Consider the following 16,336-nt stretch of genomic DNA (forward strand, 5'->3'; position numbering starts at 1 on the left):
GGCCGGCGATTATCTCAGCCGCGCGCCGCCGCGGCGACGATCAGCTGCTTCATCTCCGCCACTGCGGCCTTGAAGCCGACGAACAGCGCGTGGGCGACGATGGCATGGCCGATGTTCAGCTCGTTGATCCCGGGGATCGCCGCCACCGCCTCGGCGTTGTGGTAGTGCAGGCCGTGGCCGGCGTTGACGATCAGGCCGTGGGCAAGACCGCAGGCCACGCCGTCGCGGATCCGCGCCAGCTCGACGGCCATCTGCGCCGGGGTCTGGGCATCGGCGTAGCGGCCGGTGTGCAGCTCGATGGCCGGCGCGCCGATGCGCGCCGCGGCCTCGATCTGCCGCGGGTCGGCATCGATGAACAGCGACACCTCGCAGCCCTGCGCCGCCAGGCGCCCGACCGCCGCCTGGATCCGCGCTTCCTGGCCGAGCACGTCGAGACCGCCCTCGGTGGTCAGCTCCTGACGGGTCTCGGGGACGAAGCAGGCGTGCGCCGGGCGGATCCGCTCGGCGAAGGCGAGCATTTCCTCGGTGACGCCCATCTCGAAGTTCATCCGCGTCTGCAGCACCTCGGCGAGCAGGCGCACGTCGCGGTCCTGGATGTGCCGGCGGTCCTCGCGCAGGTGCACGGTGATGCCGTCGGCGCCGGCCTCCTCGGCGTCCAGCGCGGCCTTCACCGGGTCCGGGTAGCGGGTACCGCGCGCCTGACGCAGGGTGGCGATGTGGTCGATGTTGACACCCAGCAGGATGCGGTTGGCTTCAGTCACGGAAGGACTCCTTGCGGTGGATGAACAGCTCGCGGCTGACCAGCGGCCGGCCGCCCAGGTGCGGCGCCAGCGCCTGGCGCATCAGCCGCTTGGCGGCGCCCAGGGCGCCGGGACTGGACCAGTCGGCCTCGGCCAGGGCCAGCAGCTCGCGGCCCTGAAACAGCCCCGGCTGCCAGAGTTCGACGCCGTGGAAACCGGCTTCGGGCAGCCATTGATAGAGGGATTCGGGGTGGATCGGCCGGCCGTCGCGGTCGCGGTCGAGGGCGAAACCATAGCCCAGATCGTCCAGCAGCCGCCATTCGAAGGCGCGCAGCAAGGGCTCCAGCGGCCTGCCGGCGGACAGCGCGGCGAGCGTCGCGGCATAGTGCTCGAACAGCGCCGGGTGCGGGTCTTCGGCCGGCAGCAGGCGCACCAGCAGCTCGTTGAGGTACAACGCGCTGAACAGCGCGGTGCCGCCGAGCAGATGGGGAATGCCCTGGGCCTCCAGATGCGCCACCGTCTTCAGCTCGCCGGCGCCGCGCAGCGCCAGCTCCAGGCTCTGGAACGGCCGCGCCAGGCTGCCGCGCTTGCCGCGCGCGGCGCGCAGCACGGCGCGCAGGCGACCCTCGGGCGTGAGGAAGTCGACCAGCGCGCTGCTTTCCTTGTAGGCGCGGCTGTGCAGGACGTAGGCGGGACGGGGGGCGGCGAGCATGTAGACCGTAGGGTGCGCCATGCGCACCGGCAAGAGCCAGGACCACGGCAGGGCGCGCCTGGCGCACCCTGCCACAACGTGCGCGGTCGTGCGTCAGAGGTCGCCGTAGCCCAGCGAGCGCAGCGCGCGCTCGTCGTCGGACCAGCCGCTCTTCACCTTGACCCACAGGTTGAGCATGACCTTGCTGCCGAACAGTTCTTCCATGTCGCGGCGGGCGTCCTGGCCGATGCGTTTGATGCGCTCGCCCTTGTCGCCGATGATGATCTTCTTCTGCCCGTCGCGCTCGACCAGGATCAGCGCGTGGATGTGCAGGATGCGTCCCTGCTGCTTGAACTGCTCGATCTCCACGGTGACCTGATAGGGCACCTCGGCGCCGAGCTGGCGCATCACCTTCTCGCGCACCAGTTCGGCGGCGAGGAAGCGCGAGCTGCGGTCGGTGAGCTGGTCTTCCTCGAAGAAGTGCTCGCCCTCGGGCAGGCGCTCGCCGACCAGCTTTTCCAGGGTGTCGAGGTTCTGCCCGTGCTGGGCGGAAACCGGCACGATCTCCGCCTCGGGCAGCTGCGCGGTGAGCCACTGGAAATGCGGCAGCAGCTCGCCCTTGTCGTCGAGGCGGTCGATCTTGTTGACCACCAGCAGCACCGGGCACTTCACGAACTTGACCCGCTCCAGGACCATCTGGTCCTCGTCGGTCCAGCGCGTGCGGTCGACGACGAAGATCACCACGTCGACGTCCTTGAGCGCCGCGCTGGCGCTGCGGTTCATGTAGCGGTTGAGCGCCTTGTCGTTGTCCTTGTGCATGCCGGGAGTGTCGACGTAGATCGCCTGCACCGCCCCTTCGGTCTTGATCCCGAGCAGGGTGTGGCGGGTGGTCTGCGGCTTGCGCGAGGTGATCGCCAGCTTCTGGCCGAGGATGTGATTGAGCAGGGTCGACTTGCCGACGTTCGGCCGGCCGACGATGGCCACGTAGCCGCAGCGGCTGGCCTGGGATTCAGTCATTGCCATTCTCCACGCCCAGGGCCACCAGTGCTGCCGCGGCCGCCACCTGTTCGGCGATACGGCGGCTGGCACCCTGACCACGGGTCTTTTCATTGAGCAGGGCGACTTCGCATTCGACGAAGAAGGTCCGGCAGTGCGGCTCGCCCTGGATATCCACCACATCGTAGCGCGGCAGTTCGCAGCTGCGCGATTGCAGGAACTCCTGCAGGCGGGTCTTGGGGTCCTTGTTGGTATCGACCAGGGTCAGCTCGTCGAAATAGGGTTCGAGCCAGGCCAGGACCCGCTCGCGCGCGGCCTCCATGCCGCGGTCCAGGTAGATGGCGCCGATCAGGCCCTCGGTGGCGTCGGCGAGGATCGATTCGCGCCGGAAGCCGCCGCTCTTCAGCTCGCCGGAGCCCAGGCGCAGGAAGTCGCCCAGCTCGAAGCCGCGCGCCAGGCGCGCCAGGGTCTCGCCCTTGACCAGCCGCGCGCGCAGGCGCGACAGCTGGCCTTCGCGGGCCTGCGGGAAGCGCAGGAACAGCGCCTCGCCGACCACGAAGTTGAGGATGGCGTCACCGAGGAACTCCAGGCGCTCGTTGTTGCGCCCGGCGAAGCTGCGGTGGGTCAGGGCCAGAACCATCAGGTTCCGGTCGTCGAAGGTGTAGCCGAGCTTGCGCTCGAGTCGTTCAAGGGAATTGGTCACGGGGCTCGGACACGGTATTGGCGGTCAAAATGGACGACCACATCGAGGTTGCCGATCAGCGCAGCGCGCCGCTCGTATTTGAGGTGGACGTGGAACTGGTTGTCTTGCCGGCGCACGGCCAGGATGCTGCGGGCGTCGAGATCGCGGATGCCGTTGACCTGCATGCCGCGCGTCACGTGCGCGTAGAACTCGGCGGGACTTGCCGGCGCGCCCTGCACGGCCTCCGGTGCCCGGGTGATCACCCGCTGCAGGGCGTGAAAGTCCAGGTAGTGCGGCACCAGCCTGAAGGCGGTGCTGGCCGCGAAGCTCAGCACCAGCAGCAGGACCAGGGCGCCGAGCATCGAGATTCCCTTCTGCGAAGCTGCGGTCATGTGCGTTCCTCGCCGGAGCGATCTGCGCCGGAGGTCAATGGATCAGGCCGACTCGCGAGAAGGTCGGCAGGTTGGACAGCTTGGGCTCCGGCCAGCTCATCCACACGGCGAAGGCCTTGCCGACGATGTTGCGGTCGGGAACCATGCCCTGCAGCGCCGGGAGGATGTTCGGGTCGTCCCAGTAGCGGCTGTCGTTGGAGTTGTCGCGGTTGTCGCCGACCATGAAGTAGTGGCCGGCCGGTACCGTCCATTCGCGATCCGGCTCGATGCGGTAGCGGCGCATTTCCTTGCGCACCAGGTGCTCGGCCGCGCCGAGTTTCTCGTGATACAGGCGGGCGCTGCCCAGGCTGCCCGGCTCGTCGCCGATCAGCCGCTCGGCGACCGGTTGGCCGTTGACGAACAGGCGCTTGTCGCTGCTGTAGCGCAGGTGGTCGCCCGGCAGGCCGACCACCCGCTTGATGTAGTTGACGTTGGGATCGCTCGGGTAGCGGAACACCATCACATCGCCGCGCTGCGGCTCGCCGATGTCCACCACCTTGGTATCGAGCACAGGCAGGCGCAGGCCGTAGGCGAACTTGTTGACCAGGATGAAGTCGCCCACTTCCAGGGTCGGCTTCATCGAGCCGGACGGGATCTGGAACGGCTCGACCAGGAACGAGCGCAGCACCAGCACCAGCGCCAGCACCGGGAAGAACGACTTGCCGTACTCCACCAGCACCGGCTCGCGAGCCAGGCGCTGCAGCACCTGCGGATCGGCCTGGGCGACGCCGGCCTGGTAGGTATCGATCGCCGCACGTCGGCGCGGCGCCAGAAACAGCAGGTCGAGCAGGGCCAGCGCACCGCACACGGCAACGGCGATGACCAGCATCAACGGAAAGTTCACCGGTTCAGACCTCAGCTATCCACTTTGAGCACGGCGAGGAAGGCTTCCTGGGGAATCTCCACGCTGCCGACCTGTTTCATGCGCTTCTTGCCGGCCTTCTGCTTCTCCAGCAGCTTGCGCTTACGGCTGACGTCGCCGCCGTAGCACTTGGCCAGCACGTTCTTGCGCAGCGCCTTGACGGTCGAACGGGCCACCACCTGGCCGCCGATGGCCGCCTGGATCGCCACGTCGAACATCTGCCGGGGGATCAGCTCCTTCATCTTCTCCACCAGCTGGCGACCCTTGTAGGCCGCGTTGTCGCGGTGGACGATCAGCGCCAGGGCATCGACCCGCTCGCCGTTGATCAGCACGTCCAGACGCACCAGGTTGGCGGCCTGGAAGCGGTCGAAGCCGTAGTCCAGCGAAGCGTAGCCGCGGCTGGCCGACTTCAGGCGGTCGAAGAAGTCGAGCACCACCTCGTTCATCGGCAGGTCGTAGCTGACCTGCACCTGACTGCCGAGGAAATGCATGTCGCGCTGCACGCCGCGCTTCTCGATGCACAGGGTGATCACGCTGCCCAGGTGATCCTGGGGCACCAGGATGTTGGCCCGGCAGATCGGCTCGCGCATCTCGGCGATCGACGCCAGGTCGGGCAGCCGCGAGGGGTTGTCGACATACACGGTGTCGCCGTTCTTCAGCACCACCTCGAACACCACGGTCGGCGCGGTGGTGATCAGGTCCAGGTCGTACTCGCGCTCCAGGCGCTCCTGGATGATCTCCATGTGCAGCATGCCGAGGAAGCCGATGCGGAAGCCGAAGCCCAGGGCATCGGAGCTTTCCGGCTCGTACTGCAGCGCGGCATCGTTGAGGGTCAGCTTCTCCAGCGCGTCGCGGAAGTCCTCGAAGTCGTCGGAGCTGACCGGGAACAGGCCGGCGTAGACCTGCGGCTTGACCCGCTTGAAGCCGGGCAGCACGTCGACGTCCGGAGTGTTGGAGAGGGTCAGGGTGTCGCCCACCGGGGCGCCCTGGATGTCCTTGATGCCGGCGATGATGAAGCCCACCTCGCCGGCCTTGAGATCGGCGGTGGCGGTGTGCTTGGGCGTGTAGACGCCGACGCTGTCGACCTGATGGACCTTGCCGGTCGACTTGACGAGGATCTTGTCGCCCTTCTTGACCCGGCCGTGGCGCACGCGCACCAGCGACACCACGCCCAGGTAGTTGTCGAACCAGGAGTCGATGATCAGCGCCTGCAGAGGCGCCTCGATCTCGCCGGTCGGCGGCGGGATCACCTCGACCAGGCGCTCGAGCACGTCGACCACGCCCATGCCGCTCTTGGCGCTGCAGGCCACGGCATCGGTGGCGTCGATGCCGATGATGTGTTCGATCTCTTCCTTGACCCGCTCCGGCTCGGCCTGGGGCAGGTCCATCTTGTTCAGCACCGGCATCACTTCCAGGCCCTGCTCGATGGCGGTGTAGCAGTTGGCTACCGACTGCGCCTCGACGCCCTGGCCGGCGTCCACCACCAGCAGCGCGCCCTCGCAGGCCGCCAGCGAGCGGCTGACTTCGTAGGTGAAGTCGACGTGACCGGGGGTGTCGATGAAGTTCAGCTGGTAGGTCTTGCCGTCCTGCGCCTTGTAATGCAGGGTCACGCTGTGAGCCTTGATGGTGATGCCGCGCTCGCGCTCCAGGTCCATGGAGTCGAGGACCTGGGCCTCCATCTCGCGGTCGGACAAACCACCGCACATCTGGATGAAACGGTCGGCCAGGGTCGACTTGCCATGGTCGATGTGGGCGATGATGGAGAAATTGCGGATATGGCTCAGATCACTCACGGGCTCAACACTCGGAAAGAGAGCGCGGGCAGGGCCCGCCGAAAATAGCCGTGAATTCTAGCGTATCGACCGGGCGGGCGTAACCCACGGCTTGACACCCGGCAGCGAATACGCAAAGGGGGCGCCTCGGCGCCCCCTTTGCGTACATGCCCCGTGCGTTACTCGGACAGCTTGAAGGTGATGAAGCTGGCGCGCCCCTGGCGCAGCACGCGCATCGACACGCTGCGGTTCTTCGGCAGCGCCTCGGCCACCTTGCCGAAGGTTCTGGCCGAATCGATCGACTCGTTGTTGAGGTGGGTGATGACGTCGCCCGGGCGCAGCCCGATCAGCGCCGCCGGACCGTTCTGCACCTCGCGGATCAGCGCGCCGCCCTCCACTTCCAGCGCCCGCTGCTGCTCGGCACTGAGATCGACCACGGTCACGCCCAGGCGGTTGCTGCTGCGCGCCGGGCCTTCCTGGCCGGCAGCGCCGGCCAGCGCCTCGCCTTCCTCGGGCAGCGCACCGACCGCCAGGTCGAGCTTCTTGCGCGCGCCGCCACGCACGATATCAAGCGTCACCCGCGCACCCGGCTTGATGGTGCCGACCAGGTGCGGCAGATCGGCGGACACCACGATCGGCTGGCCGTTCATGGACAGGATCACGTCCCCCACCTGCAGGCCGCCCTTGGCCGCCGGGCCGTTCTCCAGCACCTGGGCTACCAGGGCGCCGGCCGGCTTGTCGAGCCCGAAGGACTCGGCCAGATCCTTGTTGACCTCCTGGATCACCACCCCGAGCCAGCCGCGATTGACCTTACCGCCGGCCTTGAGCTGTTCGGCGACATTCATCGCCACGTCGATCGGAATGGCGAACGACAGCCCCATGAAGCCGCCGGAGCGGGTGAAGATCTGCGAATTGATGCCGACCACCTCGCCATCCAGATTGAACAGCGGACCGCCGGAGTTGCCGGGGTTGATCGCCACGTCGGTCTGGATGAACGGCACATAGTTCTCGTTGGGCAGGCTGCGCCCCTTGGCGCTGACGATGCCGGCGGTCACCGAATGGTCGAAGCCGAACGGCGAACCGATGGCCAGTACCCACTCGCCGACCTTGAGCACCTCGGACCTGCCGAGCTTGACCGCCGGCAGCCCCTTGCCCTCGACCTTGAGCAGCGCCACGTCGGTACGCGGATCGGCGCCGACCAGCTTGGCCTCCAGCTCGCTGCGGTCGGACAGACGCACGATGATCTCGTCGGCATCGGCCACCACGTGGTTGTTGGTCAGCACGTAACCGTCGCCGGAGATGATGAAGCCCGAACCCAGCGACTGCGCCTGGCGCTGACGCGGCGCCTGCCCCTGAGGCAGCTGCGGAATGCTGCGCTCGAAGAACTCGCGGAAGATCGGCGGCAGTCCTTCCAGATCGGGCAGCATCTGCGGCGGCACGGCCGTCGCCTGGGTCGGAATGGCCTGGCGGGTACTGATGTTCACCACCGCCGGCGACACCTGCTCGACCAGCTCGGTGAACTCCGGCAACTGGGCATTGGCGACCAGCGCCTGGACCGCGAGCAACAGCGCAGCCAGCGACAGCATGGCGTGCTTCAGAGTACGCATGAATCTTGGACTCCCTTGGCAATCAACGAATTTCGACCGTCTGCAGATCGCTCGCCCGCTCGGCGCGCACCACCACAGGCTGCCGGGCCGGGTCTTCCGCGCCCTGCCGGCTGCGCCAGCGCACCAGCCCCCAGAACGACGCAAAACCGCCCATGGCGGCCAGAATGACAAAAGACTCGGCCAGCGCCAACCACTGGGCCAGCAAGGCCCCGGCGAACAGGCCAAGCAACGGCAGCAGATAGACCAGCAGGGAGCTGCGCACCAGCAGGTCCTCGGGAATCCCGATCACCACCCGGTCGTCGACCGCCAGCACCCGGTCGCTCAGCGCCCGCACATAGCCGCGGCGCTCGCCGACACCCAGCTTCTCCATCAGCCCCTGACCGCAGCCGGCATTCGCCGAACAGGCCGAGCAGGTGCTGCGGCGCAGGGTTTCCACCCACACCGCCCCCGGCTCGACCGCCACCACGCGCCCGGATTCCTCGATCATCGCGCCAGCCGCTCAGCGTGATGCGGCATCGTCGACCGCCGGTTGCGGCGGCAGCTCGCGGATGATCTGCGTCTCGTCGGAAGCCACCGGCGTCCGGGCCGTCTCGGCGCTCTCCGCCGGGAAGCTGGCCAGCACGGCCGGTGCCTGCGGCGCGGTCACCACCGGCAGCGCCGGCTGCACCGCCGGAGCGGCCTGCTGGGCCAGCTGCGGCGCCTGCAGTGCCTCGTCCTGGTGATACCAGCGCACCCCGGCCAGCACCGCCAGGGTCACCGACGCGGCGACCGCGAAGCGGCCGAGGCGCTGCCAGCCGCGCGCACGGGGCGCGGCGACAGGCGCTGCGGCTGCAGCCGGCTCGGCATCGATCGCTGCCGCCACCGCCGCGCTCAGGTCCAGGCCGGGCAATACCGACTGGCGGTGCATCACGTCACGCGCCAGTTGATAACGCGCCCAGCACACGCGCGCCTGCGCGTCCTCTCCGGCTGCCGCCAGCACTCGGCGCAGCTCCAGTTCGCCGGCCTCGCCGTCCATGACGGCAGACATCGATTCGTCCAGGGCTTCACGACTCATGGTTTTCATCTCCAGGCTGACGCCGCGTAGTCAGGCTTCGTGCAGCAACGGCTGCAGGGCCTTGTCGATCGCTTCGCGCGCGCGGAAGATCCGCGAGCGCACCGTTCCCACCGGACATTGCATGGCATTGGCAATCTCCTCGTAACTCAGGCCCTCGAACTCGCGCAGCGTCAGGGCGGTACGCAGGTCTTCGGGCAACTGGGCGATGGTGCGATGCACGGTGGCCTCGATCTCATCGCGCAGCAGGGCGCGCTCCGGCGTCTCGATATCCTTGAGGGCATGATCGCCCTCGAAAAACTCGGCGTCCTCGGCGCTGACATCGCTGTCCGGGGGACGCCGGCCGCGTGCCACCAGATGGTTCTTCGCCGTGTTCACCGCAATGCGGTACAGCCAGGTGTAGAACGCACTGTCGCCGCGGAAGTTACCCAGCGCCCGATAGGCCTTGATGAAGGCTTCCTGGGCCACATCCTGGGCCTCCTGGGGGTCATGCACGAAGCGCACCACCAACCCGAGAATCTTGTGCTGGTACTTGAGTACCAGCAGATCGAACGCGCGCTTGTCGCCGCGCTGGACTCGCTCGACCAACTGCTGATCGGCTTCCTGGGTCTGCATTACTGCTCCTAATGAACGCCCGGAAAATCGGGCCGCGCCCGCCAGAGCCAACCTGTGTGCTGAATAGACTCGGGGCCGGGACAAAAGTTCTGGGCTGCCGGCAGGATCGCCTGCGGTGGCGTGAACGCCCTGGGGGTGCCGGCGCAACGGACATTGCGCTGGCGCGGGGATCTGCTTGAATTCGGATATATTTTGCCGTCTGGCCCTTCTATATACTAGCCAGCTTGTTATCGCGGAAATGGCCTCCATGAGCCGACACCATCAGCACGACGTTCTCGTCATCGGCAGCGGCGGCGCCGGCCTGTCCCTCGCCCTCAACCTGCCCGAGCACCTGCGCGTGGCGGTGCTGAGCAAGGGCGAACTGGCCGGCGGCTCCACTTACTGGGCCCAGGGCGGCGTGGCGGCGGTGCTCGACGACAGCGACAACATCGAATCCCATGTACACGACACCCTGGTGGCCGGTGCCGGCCTGTGCCACGAGGACGCTGTACGCTTCACCGTCGAGCACAGCCGCGAGGCGATCCAGTGGCTGATCGAGCAGGGCGTGCCCTTCACCCGCGACGACGACCATCACGAGGGCGAGCCCGGCTTCGCCTTCCACCTGACCCGCGAGGGCGGTCACAGCCACCGGCGCATCATCCATGCCGCCGACGCCACCGGCACGGCGATCTTCAACACCCTGCTGGCCCGCGCCCGCCAGCGACCGAACATCGAGCTGCTCGAACAGCGCGTGGCCGTCGACCTGATCACCGAACGCAAGCTCGGCGGCAGCGGCAACCGCTGCCTGGGCGCCTATGTGCTGAACCGCGCCAGCGGCGAGGTCGACACCTTCGCCGCGCGCTTCGTGGTGCTGGCCACCGGCGGCGCCGCCAAGGTCTACCTGTACACCAGCAATCCCGACGGCACCTGCGGCGACGGCATCGCCATGGCCTGGCGCGCCGGCTGCCGGGTCGGCAACCTGGAGTTCAACCAGTTCCACCCGACCTGCCTGTACCACCCGCAGGCGAAGAACTTCCTGATCACCGAGGCGCTGCGCGGCGAGGGCGGCCTGCTCCGGCTGCCCAATGGCGAGCGCTTCATGGACCGCTTCGATGCGCGCGCCGAACTGGCGCCCCGCGACATCGTCGCCCGCGCCATCGACCACGAGATGAAGCGCCTAGGCATCGACTGCGTGTACCTGGACATCAGCCACCGCCCGGCCGAGTTCATCAAGAGCCACTTCCCCACCGTCTACGAGCGCTGCCTGGGCTACGGCATCGACATCACCGTCCAGCCGATCCCGGTGGTGCCGGCGGCGCACTACACCTGCGGCGGCGTGGTGGTCGACAGCCGCGGCCACACCGACGTCAACGGTCTCTACGCCATCGGCGAGACCAGCTTCACCGGCCTGCACGGCGCCAACCGCCTGGCCAGCAACTCGCTGCTGGAATGCTTCGTCTACGCCCGCGCGGCCGCCTCCGACATCCTCGACCAGCTGGAGCAGGTCGCGATGCCGCCGGCGCTGCCGAGCTGGGACGCCAGCCAGGTCACCGACTCCGACGAGGACGTGATCATCGCCCACAACTGGGACGAGCTGCGGCGCTTCATGTGGGACTACGTGGGCATCGTGCGCACCAGCAAGCGCCTGCAGCGCGCCCAGCACCGGGTGCGCCTGCTGCTGGCGGAAATCGACGAGTTCTACAGCAACTACCGGGTCAGCCGCGACCTGATCGAACTGCGCAACCTGGCGCTGGTCGCCGACCTGATGATCCGCTCGGCCATGCTGCGCCGCGAGAGCCGCGGCCTGCACTACACCCTCGACTACCCTGGCCTGCTGCCCGAGGCGACGGACACCATCCTGCTGCCGGCCGGCTATTCGGCCGCCTGAGCCATCCGCTCGTCCTGCGCCGCAGGCGGCGCCCAGCGGCGACGGGCGAATTTCAGGCGCAGGCGCAGACGGCGATGTGCCGCCGACTCCAGACTGTCGGCCGGCACGCACCAGGTGCGGTCGAAACGTTGTCCGGGACGGCGAAAGCGCAACACCACCAGCAGAGGAATCGCCACACACCCCGGCCGCAACTGCACCGCCTGCCAGCCGCCGGCACGACTGTACAGCCACCAGCCGTCGCCATCGTGACGCAAGCCGCGCAGCGCCCGGGGACTGCGCAGCAGCACCTGCCGGTGCAGACCGGTCAGGGCATAGAGGCACACCAGCCCGGCAAGGATCAGAGCGACCGGCAACGGCAGATCGCACAGCGCCAGGCTCGCCAAGGCCAGCACCCAGCAACCCAGATGCAGCGCCAGCAGGCGCCGCGACGGGCGCCAGTGGCACTCGAAAGGCTCAATGCGGCTGGACACGATCCAGGATCATCCGCACCATCCGTGCGTGGTCGGGGTCCTGCGGCGTGTTGTAGTTCATGAACCAACTGAACAGGTCGGGGTCCTCGCACTTGAGCAGGTTACGGAAACGCGCCTGATCGGCGGCGTCCAGCTGCGGATAGGCTTCGTCGAGGAACGGCTTGAACAGCACGTCCAGCTCCAGCATGCCGCGCCGGCATTCCCACTGCAGTCGCTTCAGTTCGATGTTTTCTTCGCTCATCTCGGCCTCCTCGGCAATAGCGGCGCATTATAACCCTGCCCCGGTCACTGGCCAGCCTGGCCATCCGGCTGACAAGTGCCGGCAGCCAGCTCTATCATGGCCACCTCGAATCCCCTACCGGCGCCCGACATGTCCGCATCCGCATTCTTCTGCCCGCTCGACCACGAAGGCGTACTCGCCGTCCACGGCGTGGATGCCACCAAGTTCCTCCAGGGTCAGCTGACCTGCAATCTCAACTACCTCGACGCCTCGACCAGCAGCCTGGGCGCCCGCTGCAACGTCAAGGGGCGCATGCTGTCTAGCTTTCGCATCGTGCCGCTGGCCGACGGCTTCGCCCTGGCCATGGCTCGCGAGCTGATCGAGGCGCAACTGGCCGACCTGAAGAAGTACGCAGTGTTCTCCAAGGTCCAGCTGCTCGACGAAAGCAGCGCCTGGGTGCGCTTCGGCCTGTACGGCGGCGACGCCGCACTGCGCGCCCTCGGCCTCGACCTGCCGGCCGACGATGGCCGCGTGGCCCGTCAGGGCGATGTGCTGGCCGTACGCCTGCGCGACGGTCGCAGCGAGCTGTGGGCGCCGACCGGCGAGGCCGACAGCCTGCGCCGGCAGCTCGCCACCCAGCTCGCCGAGGGCAGCCGCAACGACTGGCTGCTGGCCCAGGTGCGCGCCGGCGTCGCCCAGGTGTTCGGCGCCACCCGCGAGCTGTTCATCCCGCAGATGCTCAACCTGCAGAGTCTGGGCGGTGTCAGCTTCAAGAAGGGCTGCTACACCGGCCAGGAAATCGTCGCGCGTATGCAGTACCTCGGCCGCCTCAAACGCCGCCTGTACCGCCTGCAACTGGCAGACGGTGCACTGCCGGAGCCCGGCGTCGAGCTGTTCTCGCCGATCCACGGCTCCTCGGTGGGCGAGGTGGCGCTGGCGGCGCACAGCGAGACGGGCATCGAACTGCTCGCCGTGCTGCAGGACAACGCCGCCGAAGACGGCCGCCTGCACCTGGGCAACCCGGACGGCCCGGCGCTGCAGCGCCTGGAGCTGCCCTACACCATCGACGGCGACCGCGACATCCAGCGCTGAGCCGGGCAGCGCCGCCCCGGCACGCTGACAGGGCCATCTTCACCGCGCAGCGTCCATTGCGGCGAAGATGCACCCTCCCCTGCCTGCCGCCACGCACGTACCCCACACGTGCAGACTGCCTGCCGCGCCATCCTCCAGTGACGATGCGGCGCCATACCTGTTCCTGAGCGGCGGGCAGACTCGCGGCCCCTGGCTTATCCTCAAGCCATCGCGCATCGTCACTGGAGCGACCATGTCCCGCGCCCTCGCGTCCCGCTGGCTGTGCCTGCTGCTCGCCCTGCTGATGCTGGCGGCCTGCAGCCGCCTGGAACTGGCCTACCGCAACCTCGACCGACTGATTCCCTGGCGACTGGACGATTACCTGAGCCTCGACAGGGCACAACGCGACTGGCTGGACGCGCGCCTGGACGAGCACATGCGCTGGCACTGCCGCAACGAACTGCCGCGCTATCTGGACTGGCTCGAACGCCAGCGCCCGCTGCTCGCCGGCAGTCCCAGCCCGGCAGACCTGGAGGCGCCGCTCGGCGAGAGCCGCAGCCTGCTGCAACCGACGCTCGCCCGTATCGCCCCGGATGCCGCCCGCCTGCTGGCCGGCCTGAGCGCCGCGCAAGTCGACGAGCTGGAGGAAAACCTGCTCAGGGAGCGCAACCGACTGCACGCCCGCTATCTGGGCCGCGCGCCGGCGGAGCGGTTGCAGCGACGGGTGGAGCGCGCGCAGCGCCGCCTGGAGGACTGGCTGGGTCCGCTGCATCCCCAGCAGCGCGCCTATCTGCGTCAGTGGGCTCTGCGTCAGGATGCCAACGTGGCGCCCTGGCTGGCCAACCGCGCCCACTGGCAGACCCTGCTGCTGGCCCAGCTGCGCGCCGCGCCACGCGACAACCTCGCCACCCGCCTGGAGCCCCTGCTGAGCAGCCCTGAGCGCTACTGGGAAGCCGACTACCGGCGGGCCGTGTCCGACGGACAACAGGCCCTGGCCGAATTGCTCAGCGAGCTGTGGGCGAGCAGCACCCGAGCACAGCGCCAGCACCTCGACCGGCGCCTGGACAGCCTGCGCGGCGACCTGGCGGGACTGCCCTGCCGGGACTGAACTCAGAGTGCCGGCAGAGCCCAGTCGATGGGCGCCATGCCGTGCTGTTCGAGGAACTTGTTGGTGCGCCCGAAGTGACCGTTGCCGATGAAGCCGCGATGGGCGGACAGCGGCGAGGGATGGGGCGAGCGCAGGATCAGGTGCTTGGTCGGATCGATCAGCCGCTCCTTGCTCTGGGCGTGGGCGCCCCAGAGCAGGAAAACCAGGTGCGGGCACTCGCGGCTGACCACCTCGATCACCTTGTCGGTGAACGGCTGCCAACCGGCAGCGGCGTGGGAACCGGCCTTGCCCTGCTCGACGGTCAGCGAGGTATTGAGCAACAGCACGCCCTGTTCGGCCCAGTGCTGCAGGCAGCCATGGTTGGGCGGGTCGATGTTCAGGTCGCGCTTGAGTTCCTTGAAGATGTTCACCAGCGACGGCGGCACCGGCACACCGGGCTGCACCGAGAAGCACAGACCGTGGGCCTGGCCCGGCCCGTGGTAGGGATCCTGACCGATGATCACCACCTTGACCCGCTGCAGCGGTGTGGAATCGAGGGCGTGGAAGATCAGCCCGCCAGGGGGAAATATCTGCTTGCCGGCCGCCTTCTCGCGGCGCAGGAAGCCGCCCAGCGCCTGCATGTAGGGCTTGTCGAACTCCTCGTGCAAGGCCGCCTTCCAGCCCGGTTCGAGTTTGATGCGATCCTGTGCGGCGCTCATCACGGCCCCCTCATTGCGACGAAAGCGGCACGCTAGAGAAGCCCTGCCGGCAAGTCAAGGCGACATCGCCATGCACAAACCTGCAATGCGCGCCGCGACCACACGCACAAAGCCGCATCCCGCCGACCTAGACAAATAGCCAATGCCACCGCTCCGGTCGCCTCTACAAGATGCCAGGGGATAACAAGAGATGGCCAGGAGGCCGCATGAAACGCATCTTTTCTGCCATCGCACTGTGGCTCGGCCTCAGCACCGCGGTCACCGCCGCCGACCCCATCACCCTCGGCCTCAACTACCCGCGCACCGGCCCCTACAAGGAGGAAGGTCTGGCACAGATGCGCGGCGCCCTGCTGGCCATCGACGAACTGAACGCCCGCGGCGGTGTGCTCGGCAGGCCGCTGCGCCTGCTCAGCCGCGACACCGCCTCGCGCCCGGAAAAGGCCGTCGCCAACGTCGACCGGCTGGTCGACAACGGCGCCGTCATGCTGTTCGGCGGCGTCTCCAGCGCCGTGGCGATTGCCGCCAGCCAGCGCGCCCGCGAGCGCGGCGTGCTCTACTTCGGCACCATCACCTACTCCAACGACACCACCGGCAAGGACGGTCATCGCTACATCTTCCGCGAAAGCAACAATGCCTGGATGAGCGGCAAGGTGCTCGGCCATTACCTGAGCGAGGCGCTGCCGGACAAGAACTACTTCTATGTCACCGCCGACTACACCTGGGGCCACAGCAGCGAGGAGTCGCTGCGCCGGCATACCGGCAGCGAGGACGGCGGCCGGCATCCGGGCGTAAAGGTTCCGTTCCCCGGTGCGCGCCTGGCCGATTTCCGCGCCGCCCTGCAGCAGGCCGCCGCCAGCGAGGCGCAGATCCTCGCCCTGGTGCTGTTCGGCGACGACCTGGTGCGCGCCATGCGCATCGTCGACGACATGGGCCTCGGCAAACGCATGCAGGTGGTCGTGCCCAACCTGACCCAGAGCATGATCGAACAAGCCGGGCCGGGGATCATGCAAGGCGTGATCGGCACCGAACACTGGACCTGGCGCGTCCCCGAACTGGAGCAGTCGCAGCGCGGCCAGGCCTTCGTCGAGGCCTTCCGCGAACGCTACGAACTCTACCCCTCCAGCTCCGCCGCCTCGGCCTACAGCATCGTCCAGCAATGGGCCGACGCCGCCGAACGGGCGCGCAGCCTGAACGGCGAGGCGCTGATCAAGGCGCTCGAAGGCCATCGCTACAGTCTGCTCAAGGACGAACAGGAATGGCGCGCCTTCGACCACCAGAACGTGCAGACCGTCTACGCCGTCAAGGTCCGTCCGCGCGAGGCAATCATGCAGGAGCGCTCGCGCCAGGATTACTACGAGATCGTCGCGCGCATGTCCGGCGAGCAGGCCGCACCGACCCTCGCCGAGTGGCAGGCACAGCGCAGCGCCGCCGGCAAGCCGCCGAAGCTGCAGTGAG

At 68.1% G+C, this 16,336-nt stretch carries 18 protein-coding genes; 4 read left to right on the forward strand and 14 right to left on the reverse strand.

Features of this window, described 5'->3' with window-relative positions; genetic code table 11:
• Positions 1 to 14 precede the first annotated feature (14 nt).
• From pdxJ to rpoE, 11 genes are all read right to left on the reverse strand, one after another.
• A complete protein-coding gene (gene pdxJ / locus BLU22_RS01100) occupies positions 15 to 761 on the reverse strand; it encodes a pyridoxine 5'-phosphate synthase (protein WP_090211477.1) in 747 nt (248 codons plus the stop codon).
• On the reverse strand, positions 754 to 1,452 hold the full coding sequence (recO, locus tag BLU22_RS01105) for a DNA repair protein RecO (RefSeq protein WP_090211479.1): 699 nt from the start codon (positions 1,450 to 1,452) through the stop codon (positions 754 to 756). The genes pdxJ and recO overlap by 8 nt, the downstream gene beginning before the upstream one ends.
• Positions 1,453 to 1,545: 93 nt before the next feature.
• Positions 1,546 to 2,454, reverse strand: coding sequence for a GTPase Era (era, locus tag BLU22_RS01110; RefSeq protein ID WP_394327533.1), 909 nt, complete (start codon positions 2,452 to 2,454; stop codon positions 1,546 to 1,548).
• Complete coding sequence (gene rnc / locus BLU22_RS01115; RefSeq protein ID WP_090211481.1) at positions 2,441 to 3,130, reverse strand: ribonuclease III; 690 nt, start codon at positions 3,128 to 3,130, stop codon at positions 2,441 to 2,443. The genes era and rnc overlap by 14 nt, the downstream gene beginning before the upstream one ends.
• A complete protein-coding gene (locus BLU22_RS01120) occupies positions 3,127 to 3,501 on the reverse strand; it encodes a DUF4845 domain-containing protein (RefSeq protein WP_090211482.1) in 375 nt (124 codons plus the stop codon). Before BLU22_RS01120 ends, rnc begins: the two co-directional genes overlap by 4 nt.
• Before the next feature lie 34 nt (positions 3,502 to 3,535).
• On the reverse strand, positions 3,536 to 4,369 hold the full coding sequence (gene lepB / locus BLU22_RS01125; protein WP_090211483.1) for a signal peptidase I: 834 nt from the start codon (positions 4,367 to 4,369) through the stop codon (positions 3,536 to 3,538).
• Between the two features lie 26 nt (positions 4,370 to 4,395).
• Complete coding sequence (lepA, locus tag BLU22_RS01130) at positions 4,396 to 6,195, reverse strand: translation elongation factor 4 (RefSeq protein WP_090211485.1); 1,800 nt, start codon at positions 6,193 to 6,195, stop codon at positions 4,396 to 4,398.
• A 158-nt stretch (positions 6,196 to 6,353) separates the two neighbouring features.
• Complete coding sequence (locus tag BLU22_RS01135; RefSeq protein ID WP_090211486.1) at positions 6,354 to 7,781, reverse strand: DegQ family serine endoprotease; 1,428 nt, start codon at positions 7,779 to 7,781, stop codon at positions 6,354 to 6,356.
• A gap of 22 nt (positions 7,782 to 7,803) precedes the next feature.
• The gene (locus BLU22_RS01140; protein ID WP_090211488.1) at positions 7,804 to 8,268 is read right to left on the reverse strand and encodes a SoxR reducing system RseC family protein; all 465 of its coding nucleotides are present in this window, start codon (positions 8,266 to 8,268) and stop codon (positions 7,804 to 7,806) included.
• Between the two features lie 12 nt (positions 8,269 to 8,280).
• The gene (locus tag BLU22_RS01145) at positions 8,281 to 8,835 is read right to left on the reverse strand and encodes a sigma-E factor negative regulatory protein (protein WP_090211489.1); all 555 of its coding nucleotides are present in this window, start codon (positions 8,833 to 8,835) and stop codon (positions 8,281 to 8,283) included.
• A gap of 30 nt (positions 8,836 to 8,865) precedes the next feature.
• Positions 8,866 to 9,447: an RNA polymerase sigma factor RpoE gene (gene rpoE, locus BLU22_RS01150; protein WP_090211491.1), complete on the reverse strand. Its 582-nt coding sequence runs from the start codon at positions 9,445 to 9,447 to the stop codon at positions 8,866 to 8,868.
• Positions 9,448 to 9,694: 247 nt separating this feature from the next.
• On the opposite strand from rpoE, the gene nadB reads away from it, so the two are divergent.
• Positions 9,695 to 11,314: an L-aspartate oxidase gene (nadB, locus tag BLU22_RS01155; protein ID WP_090211494.1), complete on the forward strand. Its 1,620-nt coding sequence runs from the start codon at positions 9,695 to 9,697 to the stop codon at positions 11,312 to 11,314.
• Here the strand turns inward: nadB and BLU22_RS01160 are convergent.
• Entirely contained in the window at positions 11,299 to 11,784 is a 486-nt protein-coding gene (locus BLU22_RS01160; RefSeq protein WP_090211495.1) for a protein YgfX, read from the reverse strand. The genes nadB and BLU22_RS01160 overlap by 16 nt on opposite strands.
• Positions 11,768 to 12,025: an FAD assembly factor SdhE gene (locus tag BLU22_RS01165; protein ID WP_090211496.1), complete on the reverse strand. Its 258-nt coding sequence runs from the start codon at positions 12,023 to 12,025 to the stop codon at positions 11,768 to 11,770. The genes BLU22_RS01160 and BLU22_RS01165 overlap by 17 nt, the downstream gene beginning before the upstream one ends.
• Positions 12,026 to 12,154: 129 nt before the next feature.
• Between BLU22_RS01165 and ygfZ the strand changes: the two genes are divergently transcribed.
• Positions 12,155 to 13,096: a CAF17-like 4Fe-4S cluster assembly/insertion protein YgfZ gene (ygfZ, locus tag BLU22_RS01170; RefSeq protein WP_090211498.1), complete on the forward strand. Its 942-nt coding sequence runs from the start codon at positions 12,155 to 12,157 to the stop codon at positions 13,094 to 13,096.
• Between the two features lie 232 nt (positions 13,097 to 13,328).
• Entirely contained in the window at positions 13,329 to 14,183 is an 855-nt protein-coding gene (locus BLU22_RS01175; protein ID WP_090211499.1) for a DUF6279 family lipoprotein, read from the forward strand.
• A gap of 2 nt (positions 14,184 to 14,185) precedes the next feature.
• Here BLU22_RS01175 and ung read toward each other — a convergent pair whose 3' ends face one another.
• Positions 14,186 to 14,881: a uracil-DNA glycosylase gene (gene ung, locus BLU22_RS01180; protein WP_090211501.1), complete on the reverse strand. Its 696-nt coding sequence runs from the start codon at positions 14,879 to 14,881 to the stop codon at positions 14,186 to 14,188.
• Between the two features lie 206 nt (positions 14,882 to 15,087).
• On the opposite strand from ung, the gene BLU22_RS01185 reads away from it, so the two are divergent.
• Complete coding sequence (locus BLU22_RS01185; protein WP_090211502.1) at positions 15,088 to 16,335, forward strand: substrate-binding protein; 1,248 nt, start codon at positions 15,088 to 15,090, stop codon at positions 16,333 to 16,335.
• Position 16,336 lies beyond the last annotated feature (1 nt).

It is taken from the genome of Pseudomonas guangdongensis (assembly GCF_900105885.1).
Lineage (GTDB): Bacteria > Pseudomonadota > Gammaproteobacteria > Pseudomonadales > Pseudomonadaceae > Geopseudomonas > Geopseudomonas guangdongensis.

Bases quoted from the DNA above. Each gene is read 5' to 3' on its own strand.
- BLU22_RS01135 (WP_090211486.1), bottom strand. From the start codon at position 7,781: ATGCGTACTCTGAAGCACGCCATGCTGTCGCTGGCTGCGCTGTTGCTC.
- recO (WP_090211479.1), bottom strand. From the start codon at position 1,452: ATGCTCGCCGCCCCCCGTCCCGCCTACGTCCTGCACAGCCGCGCCTAC.
- ygfZ (WP_090211498.1), top strand. From the start codon at position 12,155: ATGTCCGCATCCGCATTCTTCTGCCCGCTCGACCACGAAGGCGTACTC.
- BLU22_RS01120 (WP_090211482.1), bottom strand. From the start codon at position 3,501: ATGACCGCAGCTTCGCAGAAGGGAATCTCGATGCTCGGCGCCCTGGTC.
- lepB (WP_090211483.1), bottom strand. From the start codon at position 4,369: ATGCTGGTCATCGCCGTTGCCGTGTGCGGTGCGCTGGCCCTGCTCGAC.
- BLU22_RS01175 (WP_090211499.1), top strand. From the start codon at position 13,329: ATGTCCCGCGCCCTCGCGTCCCGCTGGCTGTGCCTGCTGCTCGCCCTG.
- BLU22_RS01185 (WP_090211502.1), top strand. From the start codon at position 15,088: ATGAAACGCATCTTTTCTGCCATCGCACTGTGGCTCGGCCTCAGCACC.
- nadB (WP_090211494.1), top strand. From the start codon at position 9,695: ATGAGCCGACACCATCAGCACGACGTTCTCGTCATCGGCAGCGGCGGC.
- rpoE (WP_090211491.1), bottom strand. From the start codon at position 9,447: ATGCAGACCCAGGAAGCCGATCAGCAGTTGGTCGAGCGAGTCCAGCGC.
- BLU22_RS01140 (WP_090211488.1), bottom strand. From the start codon at position 8,268: ATGATCGAGGAATCCGGGCGCGTGGTGGCGGTCGAGCCGGGGGCGGTG.
- BLU22_RS01145 (WP_090211489.1), bottom strand. From the start codon at position 8,835: ATGAGTCGTGAAGCCCTGGACGAATCGATGTCTGCCGTCATGGACGGC.
- era (WP_394327533.1), bottom strand. From the start codon at position 2,454: ATGGCAATGACTGAATCCCAGGCCAGCCGCTGCGGCTACGTGGCCATC.
- ung (WP_090211501.1), bottom strand. From the start codon at position 14,881: ATGAGCGCCGCACAGGATCGCATCAAACTCGAACCGGGCTGGAAGGCG.
- BLU22_RS01165 (WP_090211496.1), bottom strand. From the start codon at position 12,025: ATGAGCGAAGAAAACATCGAACTGAAGCGACTGCAGTGGGAATGCCGG.